Below are 14,721 nucleotides of genomic sequence, written 5' to 3' on the forward strand. Positions count from 1 at the left end.
ATCAGTTCGCCTTTTTTCTCAATTGCGAGTCAGCTTGTATTGCCTTGTGCTGCAGGAACAGTAGATCATAGTCTGGACTCTTAAGGTATTGTAATAAACTACTGAAATAGTGACGTGTACAGCATCAATATGGGGAATTGCCACACCAAAGGCACTACTCCGTAAGGCTGTGTGAAACTACCTTTACCGATACCATTGATAGGGTCTCATTTCCTTATTTATTATTTTCATTCGATGCTTTTACAGTCGCCTCAACCATATCTCTCAGCATTTTTTTGGGGTCTTTTGCCTTCACTATACCACTGGTACAGCCAACTCCATCTGCTTGCAGCAAAATTGTTCGATAGACATCATCTGCCGTGCTGATTCCAGCTGCTTGCATAACTAATATATTCGGATTAAGACTCTTAACAGCTTCGATGGTTTCTTTAACATAGCTCTCATCGCTTGTTTTACCGGTACCAATTAACTCTGAAGGTTCGCACAGAATAATATCGGGGCTTAGCATTGTTATTGCCTTTGCCTCTGCAATTGAATCTGCACATACAATTGTTATTATTTCAAGTTCAGCTGCGCGCTTAATCGCTTTAGCTAATCCATTCAAAGTCAAGGGACGTTCAGCGTGATTTAGAAATACTGCACGTGCACCTGCTTCATAAAGTGATTCGGGTAACACATGACCCATTCCTTTATCCGGATTAATGCCATCTAAATGCTGGGCTGTCACAATAATATTTTTGGAATTTGATGAAACAGCTGCAATATCGGCGAAGGGAGCGGTTACAAAAATTGAAATCGGAAATTCTTCTGCTAGTGCATCTGCTTCTCTGACTAGTTCCAATAAATTTTCTCCAAACAAATAGGATTTGGGGTTAAAAACAAAGAATGGTGTGCGGATATTAGTTTTTGCCATGACTTTCTCCTTTCATTTATCAAATGCTCGGCTGAGAAATACGCTTGGCTTGTAGCCGGTTGCGCCCTTCAGTGTTAATTATAGGGCCCTAGATTATTAAACGCCAATTCTAACTTCTATATAATAAATGGATATAGTTTACCTCTATCAATGTCTGCAACAAAAATAGGACAAGACTGAAATCATTGTGGTTTCGTCCTGTCCTATTTTTACTTTGCTACACATCTATATAGGTTGCCATCGGATTTATGTTATTGCGCGAGCGAATTTAATTTACTCGCTTCTTTATTTATTTCCCTGTGCCAAACGTAGAAAAGCGAACCTGTGTAAAGGTACTGCATGATAAATTGAAGGATTTCCGGTTTGGAATACCAGCCGAACAGGACATACAGAGGCAAGCCAAGCAGTCCTTCTTTATGGTAAAGAACGGTCTCAGAGAGGTCAAAAGCTTTAATAAATAGCGGACTCTCACTGGATAATAGGTTCATGGAGCCAAGCGCGGATAGCCCTTCATGGATACCGTAACCAAGCAAGAAGCCGGCTTGCAGGATAAGATAGGCCAAGGTGATATTGAACAGAATCCTTAAATTGACTTTCACCAGCGAATGATTGATAAGGACTGCCAACACTAAAGCTGCTGTAATCCCCGCAAACAGTGCTGCGATGCCGTACTGTCCGGCAAAAGTGAAGATCGCTACCTCTACGCCCTCACGCGCGACCATTATAAAAGCAACGCTGGCAATCCCGAAGGCAGATAGATTTTGGCTGACACTGCTTTCCACAGTTGAGACCATGTTTCGGCCGTGCTTAATCATCCAGTAGATGAACGTAGTCACCAATGCCAACGCAACGAAACTTGCTCCGCTCTCCCATAATTTCGCCACTTGGTCCATTCTGTCGATTGCTTTGGACAGGATGTAAAGAATGCCCCCGATTCCAAGCGATGCAACAATGCCACCAATTGTCCCATAGTAAACATATTTCCGCAAAGACTCATTTTTGCTTTTCCTCAAATACTGAAGAATGATGCTGACGATAAGGAATGCTTCCAAGCCTTCCCTGAAACCCATGATAAACGCGGGCAGAAATGTATCCATAGTGATTCTCCTTTAAATGTATTAGTCCAGACCGTATTATTTCATGATGTAATTGAGAACGATTCTCATTCACATCATTATGGGGGCATCGGTTTAACTTGTCAATGAGAAAATTCTAATTTTAAAAGATATCGTTCTATCCGAGGCGTTGTCAGGAATCCAGGGGTTAGGTGGAAGACTCCACTTTACTCGGAACACGTTTCAGCACGAGATCCACTAATCCTCACTCAAGCGAGGATGTTCTGGTATCGACGGCTCTATTGTAAACATATGTATATATTTGTTTACATATGTATTATAATGGTTGCATAATAAAGGAGGCGAATTTCCATGGCTACAATCAGAATTGACGATGAACTCAAAAAAGACGCTGACAAAATGTTTGATGAAGTTGGGATGAATACTTCAGTTGCTGTAAAAATATTTCTTACGAGATTTGTCAAAACAGGTAAATTTCCCTTTGAAATTGAAGCCTTCGATTATCAACCAAGTGAAGAAACAAAAGAAGCATTCGAAGAAACTGCTGAAATGATAAAGAGATCAGATCTGGAGAATAAGGAAGATTTGAACAGCTACTTCTCAAGAATGAAACGAGAAGCAGATGAGGAAATGCATGCTTAACTTTTACATCAGAAAAAATTAAAGAAGATGACCCCGATTGCTTATCGAGATCATCTTCTTTATGTTGCATCTTGCATGCCTTTGTAGTGTAATTTTCTAATTCTCTGTTGAATCAAGGTAAAATGTCAGCCCTGGTTTACACCCTTGCTTTTGCCGTGATCAGCTAGCTCTGGAGATATGTTGTGTTTATTCCCAAACGGGTATGGACGATTTGTTGGTAACTTCATCTATGATTTTTTCGACTTCAGGAGTTTGATAATAATCGACGATGATTTGGAAATCAGGATCTTCAGTTTCATCTTCTCGGGAAGCAATCACATTATAATATGGCTTGGATGATTCAGCCACAGGTTCAAGGAAAATAGCATCCTCAGTAGGCACTAAGCCTGCATCGGCAGCCATGTCATTATTGACTACGGAGGCGTCAACGTCGGTCATAGCGCGAGCAGTTTGATTGGCAGCCAGGACAGTAAATTTTAGGTTTTTCGGATTTGAAGTGATGTCATTTACAGTAGGTAATAAGCCCTTCTCTGCATCCAATTCAATCAGTCCGGCAGCCTGCAACAACAGCAACGCTCTGGATTCGTTCGAAACATCATCCGGTATCGCGATTTCCCCACCATCCGGTATTTCATCTACAGATGTGTGTTTTTCGGAAAAAAGACCCATCGGATTCAGTGTTGTATAGGCGATTGTCGTGTTGCTGTATCCCGCATCTTCATTCACTTGTTCCATGTAAATTTCAGTCAAAGCCGCGTGCAGATCAATTTCGCCCTCTTCCAAAGCTTGGATCGGTTTCACATATTCCGTGAATTTTACCAGCTCAATTCTTACAGGTTCGTTATTTTCTTCGAGTTGTTGTTGAACATGTTCCCACACCTCATTACGTTCACCAACAACGCCAATTTTTACAGTCCTGATATCTTCTTGAGCCGCTTCTTGGCCACAAGCAGCGAGAAATAATACAGCAGCTCCCATAGTAAACAAACTTTTAACTATTCTTCTCATGTTTTTCCACATCTCCCCATACTTCGTTTAAGCGATTCTGTCTATCTTCCTCCAAGGGTATCATTCGCTCATGGTTTCCCTCTTTTTTATAAAAATCCTGATGGTACTCTTCAGCAGGATAAAAGATGCTTGCAGGCGAAATTTGCGTGACGATCGTTGCAGCGATTGCCAGCTTATCTTTCAGCTCCTCTTTTGAGCGTTCCGCAATTTCTTTCTGTGTTTCCGAATGATAAAAGATTTCCGGACGGTACGATGATCCGCGGTCCATAAACTGTCCCATGGCATCTGTCGGATCCGTTTGTTGCCAATAAATATCCAGCAACTCCCCATAGGAAATCACACTATTATCAAAAGTGATCTGGATCGCCTCTGTGTGCCCGGTTCCTCCTGCCTTCACTTCCTCATACGTCGGATTTTCTTTGAAACCCCCGGTATAGCCTGAAACAACGGACTCGATTCCAGGTCTTTCGTCAAACGGTTCAAGCATGCACCAGAAACATCCTCCGGCAAGCGTTGCAATTTCTTTGGACATAGTCTTATTCTCCCCCAAAAATGGCGTTCCGCCAATTCATAACATTTTTTCATTATATAGCAGGAAGTTACTTTTAGATAGTGAAACAAAATCGATCACTGATGATCGGTTTTTCCGAACACTGCGGCTTGCCCACTCTGAAAATCATTGACTTTTCCTGTAATTAAATTATCCTATAAACATACCAGAAATGAGTGTTATGAAAATCGATGCGTTTTCATCGGAAGCGTATTGATGATTCAGGATAGCGAGGGAAACATGCAAAAGACAAAAAATCAGACACAAATCTATGCCTTTGTTACAGTGCTGCTGTGGGCATCAGCATTTGTCTTCACAAAAATCGCGCTGACTTACTACACGGCAGAAGCGATAGGCGTTCTCCGTTATGTGATCGCTTCGCTATTATTCATTGTAATCGGGGTTTTCCAAAAAATTGGATTGCCGGAGAAAAAAGATATCCCTAAATTCCTGCTGGCCGGTGCTTTAGGGTTTTCGCTCTATATGATCACCTTCAACCAGGCTTCAAAATCGCTGACGGCCGCAACAGGCAGTGTTGTCATCGCCTCCGCACCTATCTTGACGGCCCTGTTTGCTTGGATGATATTCAAGGAACGAATCCGCTCGCTGGGATGGGTCGCAATCATCATTGAATTCATCGGAATACTGATTTTGACATTATGGAATGGCATCCTTTCGGTGAACGCAGGTATTTTCTGGATGTTTGGCGCAGCCGTCTGCATCAGTGGCTATAATCTGCTGCAACGTTCCTTGTTGAAAAAATACTCTGCCTTACAATCAACAGCTTACAGCGTTTTGGCTGGAACCCTGTTTCTGCTGTGGTACTTACCGGATGCGGCGGTCCAATTCGGCAATGCCCCACTTCAGCAGTTGCTGGTGATGATTTTTCTGGGTGTATTCCCCAGTGCACTTGCGTATATGTTGTGGGCAAAAGCGCTGATGCTCGCACAAAAAACAAGCGAGGTAACGAATTACATGTTTGTTACGCCATTGCTGGCCGCTTTGATGGGCTTCCTCATAATGGGAGAGATCCCTGCATTGTCGACATGGTTGGGCGGCCTGATGATCTTTGCCGGCTTGTTGCTGTTCAAAAAAGCCAATACGTGATAGGCACATCGTCAACAACAACGTTATCTTAGAGGATATGTTCGCAAAGATTCGCTATCTTTTCGGCGACTGATTCGTTGAATGGATTTTTGTTAAAGCATATGAAAAGCGCCTTCCGATACGGACTTTCGTATCGAGAGGCGCTTTTGCTATTTTCACTTTTGAATCCAAACTTAGCTTCTGCTGACATCCCTTGGAAAAAAGAATACTAGTGCTTGAAGTTAGTTATTCTATCTTAAAAGCTTTTTCCTTCGCTAAATAGAATGGGCGTAAATACGCGACTGTGTTGGATAATGGCAACACATCCGCACTTAGATTGATATTCAATACATTTGTTAAATAGTCCCTTCTGACAGAAATCCGTTCCCATAATTCCGGATAGGATTTTTGTATTTCATGCTGGAGGTTTTCATCAGCTATAGCAACGCACTCTTCGGCACTCACTCCGGTATACCCAGGTACCGATGGGATGATATCGATCTGCAGAATCATGCCGCTTTTCAGTTTCTCAGAAGAATCTGCATAGATTGGGGAGGACATCCATTCTTCATCCGCTGTCAGATGCCCTGGATTCAAATGCCAATGATATTTGCTTTTAGGGAATACATCCTCAATAAGCTGGTACAATTCATTTCCGGCCATTCCAACTTTTATGTTTTCCAGCCAACTGACTACAGCTGCAAAATACGGTTTTGCTACGGCTTCCAAATAATCTCTTTGCGTATCCGGAAGTTGCTCTGCTTGCTCAACCACAAACCCGGTTCGACTGGATAAACCACCTTTGAATCCGGTGGTCAGGGACATAGGCTCGCCCAACTGAATTTCTTTATGAGTGGGATATATATTGGCAAGTTCAAAGCGCTGCCCTGCTGCCGCAATCGTGACGACTGAATTGTACTGCCCATCGGCGTTCAACAAATTTCCGATTTCTGTTTCTTTGCAGCCCGGTTCAATAGCATTCATGGCACGTAACATACAGCGCGAAGACAGGTTAGCGCCATATTCGTAATGCGCGATTTCGTTGGCGTTATTCGTGGTCCGGACTCCGTTATCCCCAATCATCACATACGCACCATTAACTAACTCACACTCTGTTGGGATGGTATTTTTGAGGGCATCTACAATAAAATACGGTACATCAAACAGTGTGGACGGATCGCTTTGCTTCGTCGTAAACATTTTCCAGCCGATCACACCGACCCGTTTCTTTTTGGCGATACCCAAATCAAGGAATATGGATTCAAGTGTTTTTTCATTCTCCATCGGCTGGTTAGGCAATGAGAACTGTGGGTAATGGATCAAATCGGCCGGAACACGTGCATGCGCACATAGTTTTAAGTTCTCATTGCCAAGAATCAAAGTAAATTTCTCTGGATTTTCGACAACTAGCAGACCTTCTTCAAAACGGGGAATAAAACCGGTTAAATATTCAAAATTGCTTGCATGCTCTTTATCCGCATAAATAATCAAAGCTTCAAAGTTTTCTTCACTCATTCTCTGCAACAGTTTTTGTTTCCGTTCAGCAATCGTTTCAGCATTTAAAAAAGTAGGGGCGACACGCTCGAACACTTGCGGCTCGGGTATACTCTCTAATGTAATTTTTTTGTTCAGCATACTATTCTCCTCTTTTGTCTTTGATAATAGCTTCTGTACCACTTTTAATGCGACTTACGCATTCCCAACAACAGAAGAAATGCCAGTATCCGCAAAGTAACTGTTACTGAGCCGAGAAATTTTCATGCTTACTTCTTATCGTACTGATACCTATCACAGTTTACTATTTGATTTTCAGAAATGAGGAATATAACATGTTCTTTCATCGAATCCTTCTAACCCTGCCATGATGTAAGACCAAATTTTAATCGGTTATGGATAGTGCATAACCTATGCTCTAAGAAAAAGGGTTCTATAATCAATGGCACTACTCTCTACACCCATCGGAAATTGTTTTGCTCTTTCAAATAATACGGTCTCATTTCCTTATTTATTGTTTTTATTCGCTGCTTTTACAGTTGCCTCGACCATATCTCGCAACATTTCGGCCATTTGAAGTTGCGCCCTACAGTGTTAATTATAGGGTGCTAGATTACTAAATGCCAATTCTAACTTCTATATTATAAATGGATATAGTCTATCTCCATCAATGTCTGCAACTAGAAGAGAAAACGGACACTTCTACATCATTTTCTTTAACAATCTGCTTAATTCCTTCTTTATAGGAGAGGGAGATTGTCTCTGCTTGTGCCTGGGCAGGAAAAAGAGACGAGACAAAAGAAAATAGTATTATTGAAAGTATCATTGATATATTCAATATTCTTTTTATATTATTCATGAGTACCTTCACTTTAGTTAGATTTTAATTACCCTTCACCATCCACAAATTGATTTATCTCTTCGAGGCTCTTAACTCCATCTATACGCTTTGTCTCTTCCCCCTTGGAATATTGCCGCAATGAAGGGATCTTTGAAACATCCAATTCACTTAATCGCTCATCCTGTACTTGGACAGCTGATAAATCGACAATATAAACATTTTCGTCTTTATTGAATCGAAAGAAAGAGGCTTCATAAACTGGTTTCATTTTTTGGCAATATACACAGCTATCTGCACTGTAAATTAAATAGTAGCCATCTTTGTTAAAAACTTCACTAATCTCTTCAATATCATTTAATGTGATTTTTTCTATCTCGAGATTAGGCTTAAACATGACAAACATACCAAGAAACAAAGCTAAGGAGATTGTCCAAATAGTGGTTATAGTTCTTATTTTGGGAGACATAGTAATCTTTTGACCCAGAAATAGCCGTAGTAGAAAATAAATTAAAAATAGGGTGACAGTGGGGACCAGAATATAAAGTGTGCTGTTCCAAGTTCTCGGAGCACCAACAAAAAAATAGTAGAATACCAAAGCGATGGATATTGTTACTCCTACTGCTGGCTGAAATGAAAAATAGGTATACATTTTTTGTCTTTCTGACTTATCCATCTCATCATCCTTTCCACTTTCCAAGTGACAAGCTTTTAAAAATACTTGCTGTGGAGAAACCTAGAAACATATTCCATTATTGGTAGCGCTATCTTGTCTTTATCATATCACTTGTCGTATAATTGTCAATATAAATTAAATATTTTGTTAAATTATCTATCATTATCCAGCGAAGTAAATAGACATATAGTTCTTTTTATTCGGTTTTTGTATTACACCACTTTACAACTTTTCACGCCCCTCAGGGCATAAAAATACAAACAACCCCAAATTTTTTGTATGATTGATTTGGGGTTGTTTGCTATGAATCAATTATATCAAAAAGAGAATTTATAAAGCTGAATGAATTTTCACCAGGAGTGACTTGTTTATTCAAGAACGCGAAGGGAAAAATGCAAAAGACAAAAAATCAGGCTCAACTATATGCTTTTATTACAGTGCTTCTATGGGCGTCGGCATTTGTTTTTACAAAAATCGCGCTGACTTACTATACCGCAGAAGCGATAGGCGTTCTTCGTTATGTGATCGCCTCTCTATTATTTATAGCAATCGGAATTTTTTACAAAATTGGATTTCCGGAAAAAAGGATTTCCCTAAATTCCTGCTAGCCGGTGTTTTAGGTTTTGCGCTATATATGATCACCTTCAACCAAGCATCCAAATCGCTGACAGCAGCAACGGGAAGTGTTGTCATCGCATCGGCACCTATCCTGACTGCTCTGTTCGCCCGGATCATTTTCAAGGAAAAAATCAGACCCTTAGGCTGGCTCGCGATTGCAGTGGAGTTCAGCGGCATTCTGGTTTTGACCTTATGGAGCGGCATCCTTTCAGTGAATGCAGGCATATTATGGATGTTTGGAGCAGCTGTCTGCATCAGCAGCTATAATCTTCTGCAACGTTTTTTACTGAAAAAATATTCTCCCTTACAAGCGACGGCTTACAGCGTATTTGCCGGAACGCTATTCCTGTTGGTGTATTTACCGGATGCGGCGATACAATTCGGCAATGCCCCTCTCTATCAGTTGTTGGTGATGGGTTTCATGGGTGTGTTCCCAAGCGCACTCGCGTATATGTTGTGGGCAAAAGCACTAACAATGGCGCAAAAAATAAGCGATGTAACGAATTATATGTTTGTTACCCCATTATTGGCCGCTTTGATGGGCTTCCTGATAATGGGCGAGATCCCTACATTGGCGACATGTGTTGGTGGGTTGATGATATTTGCAGGATTGCTCCTATTTAAAAAATCAAATGCATGATCACGTGCTATCCGCGAGTGTAGATAGCTAAAATGGTATGTAAAAAAGCACAGAAATTAACCTGTGCTTTTTTACATGCAAGTGTTTGTCCTTGTCCCGCAAACGCGCCTATTGGAGTTTCAAAGCTCTTAAAGCGTGGTGATGATCGGGCCTTCCTTCGTCACAATAATCGTATGTTCGTATTGGGCGACCATGCTTTCTTCTGTAAAGAAGGTCCAGTCGTCATCTTCAACTTGGAAAACTTCCTCTTCGAATGTTGAAATGAAGGGCTCGAAGGCGATGACCATGCCCTCTTTCAGAATTTCGTCATCCCAGCGCGAGTAGTAATTGAAGATATGATCCGGTGCTTCGTGGATTGCGCGTCCGACACCGTGTCCGGTCAGGTTTTTGATGACCGTCAAGCCATGGCGTTTCGCCACGTTGTGCACCGCTTTTCCTAAGTTGCTTGTTTTCGCGCCCGGCTTTACCTTCGCAAGTCCCGCGTCGAATGCTTCCTTGGCGACGTCACAGATTTTTTGCAGCACGACATGGCCCTCACCAACTACAAAGGAAATGCCAGTATCCGCAAAATAGCCGTTTTTGGAACCTGAAACATCGATATTCACAAGGTCCCCTTCTTCAATGATTCGATCGCTCGGAATCCCGTGTGCCACTTCTTCATTCACACTGATGCACGTATACCCAGGGAAATTGTATTCCCCTTTTGGTGCAGACTGCGCTCCGGCTTTTTCGAAAAGCTCCTTGGCAATGTCGTCGAGCTCTTTAGTGGTGATTCCAGGTTTCGTGGCTTGGACCATTTCATCGCGGATCGCTCCGCAAATGCCGCCAATTTCTTTTAATCCGTTAAAATCCTCTTCCGTCTGTGCAATCATTTTGTATCCTCACTTCTTAAAGCATTTTTGATTATCTTTCCAGTTAGATTCTATCACAAACGGAAGAAATATTTCTTCAGCGACACCAAATAAAGCTATCTCTTTTTGAATGGCACAAATTTTTTAACAATCCATTTTGCGCAGAAAAATCCTATCGCCAACGAGCCGAGTAATAGCAGTAGCGAAGGGACTAACTTATTGAGTCCCTCGCCATAGAAATAATCGTGAAAAATCTGCATACCTGCGAATATTATCCCGGCGGAAAGAACACTGCCGACCACGTAGTAGAGGCCCGTAGTCAAGGAGCTGCTCCTATGATGCACGTGCTCATCGGGATTGTTCATGCTCCCTCCCGAGTGCGTGAGATTCGGGCCATCAAACTTGTTGTTTGCACCCTGACCGATATTGACTCTGGAATAGATGGAACTGTCCACATTACTTTTGTGGTCGTACTTTTTCTGATTGTCTCGCGTACTCATTCCTGCACCCGCTTTCTTTTAAATACAAAGCTTCCGTTTTAGAGATCCGTTTGCTTCAAATTCATAATGCTATTGCGCACCTTTTTATCCCCTTTCGCAAGTACCCTTTGAATCAATTCACTACTATGAAAAATATCGGGATCCAGAATAGTGTCGTTATGATGATGGCTCCGATCAAAGCTACCAAAACCAGCCGCGCTTGCTGCACATTTTGTGTTGCTTTGACTTTTTTATAAAGAAAAAAGAGCAGACCGACTATGACCAGCAAAAAAATACCATAAATCAAAAAGCCTGCGAGTTGGTTAGTGGCTGACATAATAGTTCATCTCCTCTTGTATCATCCTTGATTTTGAGTATTCCGTGTTTCTCTGCTGCTCTCAATCTTACTTTTGGCAAAAAGCAGCAAAAACAGGATCAGCAGAACTATTGCATTTAGGAGCAAGCCTATATGAGAAGGTAGGATATTAACGAGTATGGCCAGCACGACCAAGTTGAAAACATCTATACTCAGAGAAACCAATTTTTTCTCAGTCGCTTTTCTGCTGTAGACAAACAATAAAGCACTGCCCAGCCCGATCACGAACCACCAGAACAAAGGGACGTTTGGGTATTGGACTGCTCCAATTAGCGCTGTGCAAGCGAATACGTAAGCAAAAAGATTGGATTTATTAGTAATCATGGCGTACCTTCTTTCTCGTGAATATTTAAATATTTTCTAATAAGTTTTATCCATCATATGATTGCAACAAATACTTTATTATTCTTACAGTCATACTTTCAGTAAAAATGCACGTTGACCTTTAGACCGCTGTCTCTTTTTTAAGAAATAACGGATGATCAAACCTAGAATTGCGATAAGAGCTAGTGCGCTTACTAACGTCCACCCAGCATCGAAAACTTCAATCATGGCCCTTACTCCTCCCTGAAAATAATTTTATCAGTCGAATAAATCGTCCCTTCAGAAACGTATCCCATTATCCAATCATCAACTTTAAAAGAATAGTCATAACAATAATCTAAGGGGCTCTCCTTAACAGTAAAGGAAATTACATAGCCGCTTCGGGCACTCTTGTAATCTTTCCGAATTTTCTGTATCTGAATATCTTCTTCCGCAATCCCTTCTTTTCCCTCCAGCAACTCATAGAGATTTTGTTGCGCGATATAGCTTTTCAAAGGAAATTCATAAACATAGAATCCCGTTATCAATAAAATCAGGAATCCGAGTGCAATCCATCCAGTTTTTAGCTTTTTGATGTCAATCCGCTCCTTTGCATAGGTGTTGCTGCTCTGATGCATTCAGTATTCATTCGCATCAACCAAAAAATCATCATACATATTGGATCAACAGCGTTGCGAATAGGACGACCGCTGTAAAAACATAGAGATTCCAGCGCCCAGGACTCCATAAAATATTTTATTGCTGCTCTGCCTTCTTCTCGATATAAACGTTCCGGACAACAACCAAAAGAAATAGAAAGGTCAAAAAAAGGATTACTTCAACTATGGAAGTCGGCCAAATTCCAGGAATCCATCTGACTATCAACATGAGAATCATATAGAAGAGTACTGATTTATTATTTTTTGATTTATACTCCGGAATTTTACGTTTGACTGCATACGCCACTAAGTAGGAAATTATTACTCCTGATACAATCAAAATCAAAAACAGGATAGCGTTCTCTTTCCCGTTATCAAAGTTCAAAAAAGTGTTGCATACCAGACTTATAAGAATCAGCCCGATATAGCTGATGAAATCATTAATCAACGCAATCCGATCCATTTTAGCCACCATTCCTCTCCTTTGGTGAAAATTGCAGAACTTAATTTTTACCGAGAACTACTTCTACTTGCTCCCTGACTTCGAGAGAATCTTTTTCGTATACAAATTCAACGTAAATTGTTTTTCCCACCTCAATCTGCTCACTTTTCAGCACAGGCCCAATTAATTCCCCCTCAAGCGGCGATGTCCTAGTGTCGAGGACGCCATACTGATTTTCTCCAACATTAAGGGAGTAAATCAGATTCTTCTTGCTATCATAGATTCTTATGCCTGCACCACTGACCACTTCCGCTTCGTTTTCCAATGTTTCAATTCCCTGACTGCTCCCCATGGATAAATCCAGGGGGTTCCAAAGGCTGTTGGGACGTCACGGACCGTACTGGCGATATTTCCAAAAAAGTGGAGATGTCGTTTTTCTATTTCCGTTCTATTCCCAAAAGCCCTTAGACTTTCTCAACAAGGCGCCCGATGGTACCATTCGCGTTGAAGGCTCACAGCTGAACCTTTTGGTTGCTCTTTACATTTGTTAAGCTAATTGAAAATCTCGCAGTCCGAAATTGCAGGACTGGTGTCCGGTTGATTGGCAGAGCGTCTGGATGCAGGTGTCGTGGTGCGCCATGAAGGTATCAAACGTCGCGCTACATTTTGTGCGGTCAGTCTCGTTGCGTGTCGGTTGGCTGTTTTTCAGGAGGAATGCACTGTACAGATCCCGTTGGACAAGCTGTCCGCCAACAAAGGTCGTACGTTCATCACGTGTCTTTTTGATATACGTATCGTTTACGTGGTTATACTGGCTGGCACGAAATTTAAAAGTATCCACCTCGTACAGCGCACCCCCTTCTTGGGGTGCTTTTTGCTTCACGATGGCGATCAACATGGCCGGCGCATGATAGCCGATGGACTTGCCATAGCGTTTCTTGCGGTTGAACCGCCCGTTCTTGTTGACGGTCGTTTCTTTAGCCCGCTTCATCAATGCACGGAAATCCATGTCCTCCACATAAACCTGATTACCCAGTGCCAGGATGGCATTGGCGGTTTTGTTGTGGGCTTCTTTTAATGCCACCGCCCGACGGCGGTAGAGGTCCTTCAAGCGAAACATTATTTTCATGTAGTTCTTGCTCCGTACCCAAGTCAACTTGACACCCTGCTTGACGGTGCCGTCGACATTAAAGTTGGCGGGGTTGGTTGCGCGGCGACTCCGGTCCAGTTTTCGTTGCAAAAGATGAATTGAATGGTCATAGGACGCTCCTTCTGGAAACAATTCCTTCAAGATGACGCCGTCATCACCTGCCACCGCCACCGTAGAGGTACCGATGTCAATGCCCACTTCCGCATTCGGAGCGGGTTGCCGGCGGGGCATACCTGTATTATTATTGCGTTTCACTGGCGGGAGGCCTTCCAACACAAGTTGCAGGAAGTACTGATTGCCGCCCTTGAACACTTTGCGTATGATGCGGCAGTATTTCACCCGGTGCAAGGAAAGGGATTCCTGAACAAATAAATCGTTGGCACGGATAGTGACGGGCAGAACCAGCCCGTTCCACTCCAAACGGTCGCCTTTGAAGCGCATGCCCGTAGCGTTCGACTTGCCCTCCAACGATTCCAGCTGGCCGAACTTTTTGAAACGTACCTTTTTGCCTTTGCCATGTAGAAGGGAGGACACACTTGTCCAGACCGTAGAAGCGATTTTTTGTGCGGTGAAGCTGTCGATATGCTTCTTGTACGCCTCGCGCATCCGTCCGATGTAGGCATGCAAAGCGTATTCCGTCATACCGAAGGTCTTTTGGATCGTTTGCAATTCCTTGTTGCACGCCGTCACACGATTCTTGTCGTTTGCTTTGATGGACAAGCGGCGTTCTGCCAGCACGTCTCGGTATCGACGGTTCTTATACAACTCTGTTAGCTGCGTCCGCGCATGGTACAAGACCTTGTTATAAATTTTTTCAGCAATTTTGAAACGCTTATCCAGCACTGCTTGTTCATTTTGATGTGTAACAAGTCCCAGCTCTACGACGAATGAAGCTGTTTTGCTTTTAGCCATACGTGTTC

General features: G+C 42.3%; 17 protein-coding genes and 1 pseudogene. 4 read left to right on the plus strand and 14 right to left on the minus strand.

What is annotated here, in order from left to right:
* Positions 1-214 precede the first annotated feature (214 nt).
* Together BM184_RS11315 and BM184_RS11320 are read right to left on the minus strand one after the other, a co-directional pair.
* On the minus strand, positions 215-913 hold the full coding sequence (locus BM184_RS11315) for a triose-phosphate isomerase (RefSeq protein ID WP_086943040.1): 699 nt from the start codon (positions 911-913) through the stop codon (positions 215-217).
* Between the two features lie 251 nt (positions 914-1,164).
* Positions 1,165-2,010 carry an FTR1 family iron permease gene (locus tag BM184_RS11320; protein WP_218151033.1) on the minus strand — a complete coding sequence of 282 codons (846 nt, stop codon included), beginning with the start codon at positions 2,008-2,010 and terminating at the stop codon, positions 1,165-1,167.
* Positions 2,011-2,340: 330 nt separating this feature from the next.
* On the opposite strand from BM184_RS11320, the gene BM184_RS11325 reads away from it, so the two are divergent.
* A complete protein-coding gene (locus tag BM184_RS11325) occupies positions 2,341-2,631 on the plus strand; it encodes a type II toxin-antitoxin system RelB/DinJ family antitoxin (protein WP_086629999.1) in 291 nt (96 codons plus the stop codon).
* A gap of 186 nt (positions 2,632-2,817) precedes the next feature.
* Here BM184_RS11325 and BM184_RS11330 read toward each other — a convergent pair whose 3' ends face one another.
* Complete coding sequence (locus BM184_RS11330; protein WP_086943099.1) at positions 2,818-3,639, minus strand: MetQ/NlpA family ABC transporter substrate-binding protein; 822 nt, start codon at positions 3,637-3,639, stop codon at positions 2,818-2,820.
* Entirely contained in the window at positions 3,623-4,171 is a 549-nt protein-coding gene (gene msrA, locus BM184_RS11335; protein ID WP_086943039.1) for a peptide-methionine (S)-S-oxide reductase MsrA, read from the minus strand. The genes BM184_RS11330 and msrA overlap by 17 nt, the downstream gene beginning before the upstream one ends.
* A 258-nt stretch (positions 4,172-4,429) precedes the next feature.
* Here msrA and BM184_RS11340 point away from each other — a divergent pair, with 258 nt between their 5' ends.
* Positions 4,430-5,296: a DMT family transporter gene (locus BM184_RS11340; protein ID WP_086630035.1), complete on the plus strand. Its 867-nt coding sequence runs from the start codon at positions 4,430-4,432 to the stop codon at positions 5,294-5,296.
* Between the two features lie 225 nt (positions 5,297-5,521).
* Here BM184_RS11340 and BM184_RS11345 read toward each other — a convergent pair whose 3' ends face one another.
* Positions 5,522-6,907 carry a M24 family metallopeptidase gene (locus tag BM184_RS11345; RefSeq protein WP_375152987.1) on the minus strand — a complete coding sequence of 462 codons (1,386 nt, stop codon included), beginning with the start codon at positions 6,905-6,907 and terminating at the stop codon, positions 5,522-5,524.
* A gap of 749 nt (positions 6,908-7,656) precedes the next feature.
* Complete coding sequence (locus BM184_RS11350; protein WP_086943037.1) at positions 7,657-8,283, minus strand: thioredoxin family protein; 627 nt, start codon at positions 8,281-8,283, stop codon at positions 7,657-7,659.
* A gap of 392 nt (positions 8,284-8,675) precedes the next feature.
* On the opposite strand from BM184_RS11350, the pseudogene BM184_RS15755 reads away from it, so the two are divergent.
* A pseudogene (locus BM184_RS15755) lies at positions 8,676-9,031 on the plus strand (DMT family transporter); the annotation flags it as partial.
* A gap of 81 nt (positions 9,032-9,112) precedes the next feature.
* The gene (locus tag BM184_RS15760) at positions 9,113-9,541 is read left to right on the plus strand and encodes a DMT family transporter (RefSeq protein WP_256213135.1); all 429 of its coding nucleotides are present in this window, start codon (positions 9,113-9,115) and stop codon (positions 9,539-9,541) included.
* Between the two features lie 128 nt (positions 9,542-9,669).
* Here BM184_RS15760 and map read toward each other — a convergent pair whose 3' ends face one another.
* The 8 genes from map to BM184_RS11395 form a co-directional block, all read right to left on the minus strand.
* Positions 9,670-10,413 carry a type I methionyl aminopeptidase gene (gene map / locus BM184_RS11360; RefSeq protein WP_086943036.1) on the minus strand — a complete coding sequence of 248 codons (744 nt, stop codon included), beginning with the start codon at positions 10,411-10,413 and terminating at the stop codon, positions 9,670-9,672.
* A gap of 95 nt (positions 10,414-10,508) precedes the next feature.
* Positions 10,509-10,892 (minus strand): hypothetical protein, encoded by a 384-nt coding sequence (locus BM184_RS11365; protein ID WP_086943035.1) that lies wholly within the window; start codon positions 10,890-10,892, stop codon positions 10,509-10,511.
* 112 nt (positions 10,893-11,004) lie between these two features.
* Positions 11,005-11,208, minus strand: coding sequence for a hypothetical protein (locus BM184_RS11370; protein WP_086943034.1), 204 nt, complete (start codon positions 11,206-11,208; stop codon positions 11,005-11,007).
* Between the two features lie 21 nt (positions 11,209-11,229).
* Positions 11,230-11,571, minus strand: coding sequence for a hypothetical protein (locus tag BM184_RS11375; RefSeq protein ID WP_086943033.1), 342 nt, complete (start codon positions 11,569-11,571; stop codon positions 11,230-11,232).
* A 90-nt stretch (positions 11,572-11,661) separates the two neighbouring features.
* Positions 11,662-11,799: a hypothetical protein gene (locus BM184_RS15295; RefSeq protein ID WP_177208640.1), complete on the minus strand. Its 138-nt coding sequence runs from the start codon at positions 11,797-11,799 to the stop codon at positions 11,662-11,664.
* Positions 11,800-11,804: 5 nt separating this feature from the next.
* Positions 11,805-12,188, minus strand: a complete 384-nt coding sequence (locus BM184_RS11380) for a DUF3139 domain-containing protein (RefSeq protein ID WP_086943032.1) — start codon at positions 12,186-12,188, stop codon at positions 11,805-11,807.
* 524 nt (positions 12,189-12,712) lie between these two features.
* Positions 12,713-12,976 carry a hypothetical protein gene (locus tag BM184_RS11390; protein ID WP_143091137.1) on the minus strand — a complete coding sequence of 88 codons (264 nt, stop codon included), beginning with the start codon at positions 12,974-12,976 and terminating at the stop codon, positions 12,713-12,715.
* Positions 12,977-13,198: 222 nt separating this feature from the next.
* Positions 13,199-14,713 (minus strand): hypothetical protein, encoded by a 1,515-nt coding sequence (locus tag BM184_RS11395; protein WP_068562210.1) that lies wholly within the window; start codon positions 14,711-14,713, stop codon positions 13,199-13,201.
* Between the last annotated feature and the right edge of the window lie 8 nt (positions 14,714-14,721).

The sequence above is a fragment of the Trichococcus pasteurii genome (genome assembly GCF_900112935.1).
Taxonomy (GTDB): domain Bacteria; phylum Bacillota; class Bacilli; order Lactobacillales; family Aerococcaceae; genus Trichococcus; species Trichococcus pasteurii.

Bases quoted from the DNA above. Each gene is read 5' to 3' on its own strand.
- BM184_RS11395 (WP_068562210.1), bottom strand. From the start codon at position 14,713: ATGGCTAAAAGCAAAACAGCTTCATTCGTCGTAGAGCTGGGACTTGTT.
- BM184_RS11350 (WP_086943037.1), bottom strand. From the start codon at position 8,283: ATGGATAAGTCAGAAAGACAAAAAATGTATACCTATTTTTCATTTCAG.
- BM184_RS11340 (WP_086630035.1), top strand. From the start codon at position 4,430: ATGCAAAAGACAAAAAATCAGACACAAATCTATGCCTTTGTTACAGTG.
- msrA (WP_086943039.1), bottom strand. From the start codon at position 4,171: ATGTCCAAAGAAATTGCAACGCTTGCCGGAGGATGTTTCTGGTGCATG.
- BM184_RS11330 (WP_086943099.1), bottom strand. From the start codon at position 3,639: ATGAGAAGAATAGTTAAAAGTTTGTTTACTATGGGAGCTGCTGTATTA.
- BM184_RS11315 (WP_086943040.1), bottom strand. From the start codon at position 913: ATGGCAAAAACTAATATCCGCACACCATTCTTTGTTTTTAACCCCAAA.
- BM184_RS11375 (WP_086943033.1), bottom strand. From the start codon at position 11,571: ATGATTACTAATAAATCCAATCTTTTTGCTTACGTATTCGCTTGCACA.
- BM184_RS11325 (WP_086629999.1), top strand. From the start codon at position 2,341: ATGGCTACAATCAGAATTGACGATGAACTCAAAAAAGACGCTGACAAA.
- BM184_RS11380 (WP_086943032.1), bottom strand. From the start codon at position 12,188: ATGCATCAGAGCAGCAACACCTATGCAAAGGAGCGGATTGACATCAAA.
- BM184_RS11370 (WP_086943034.1), bottom strand. From the start codon at position 11,208: ATGTCAGCCACTAACCAACTCGCAGGCTTTTTGATTTATGGTATTTTT.
- BM184_RS11365 (WP_086943035.1), bottom strand. From the start codon at position 10,892: ATGAGTACGCGAGACAATCAGAAAAAGTACGACCACAAAAGTAATGTG.
- map (WP_086943036.1), bottom strand. From the start codon at position 10,413: ATGATTGCACAGACGGAAGAGGATTTTAACGGATTAAAAGAAATTGGC.
- BM184_RS15295 (WP_177208640.1), bottom strand. From the start codon at position 11,799: ATGATTGAAGTTTTCGATGCTGGGTGGACGTTAGTAAGCGCACTAGCT.
- BM184_RS11320 (WP_218151033.1), bottom strand. From the start codon at position 2,010: ATGGATACATTTCTGCCCGCGTTTATCATGGGTTTCAGGGAAGGCTTG.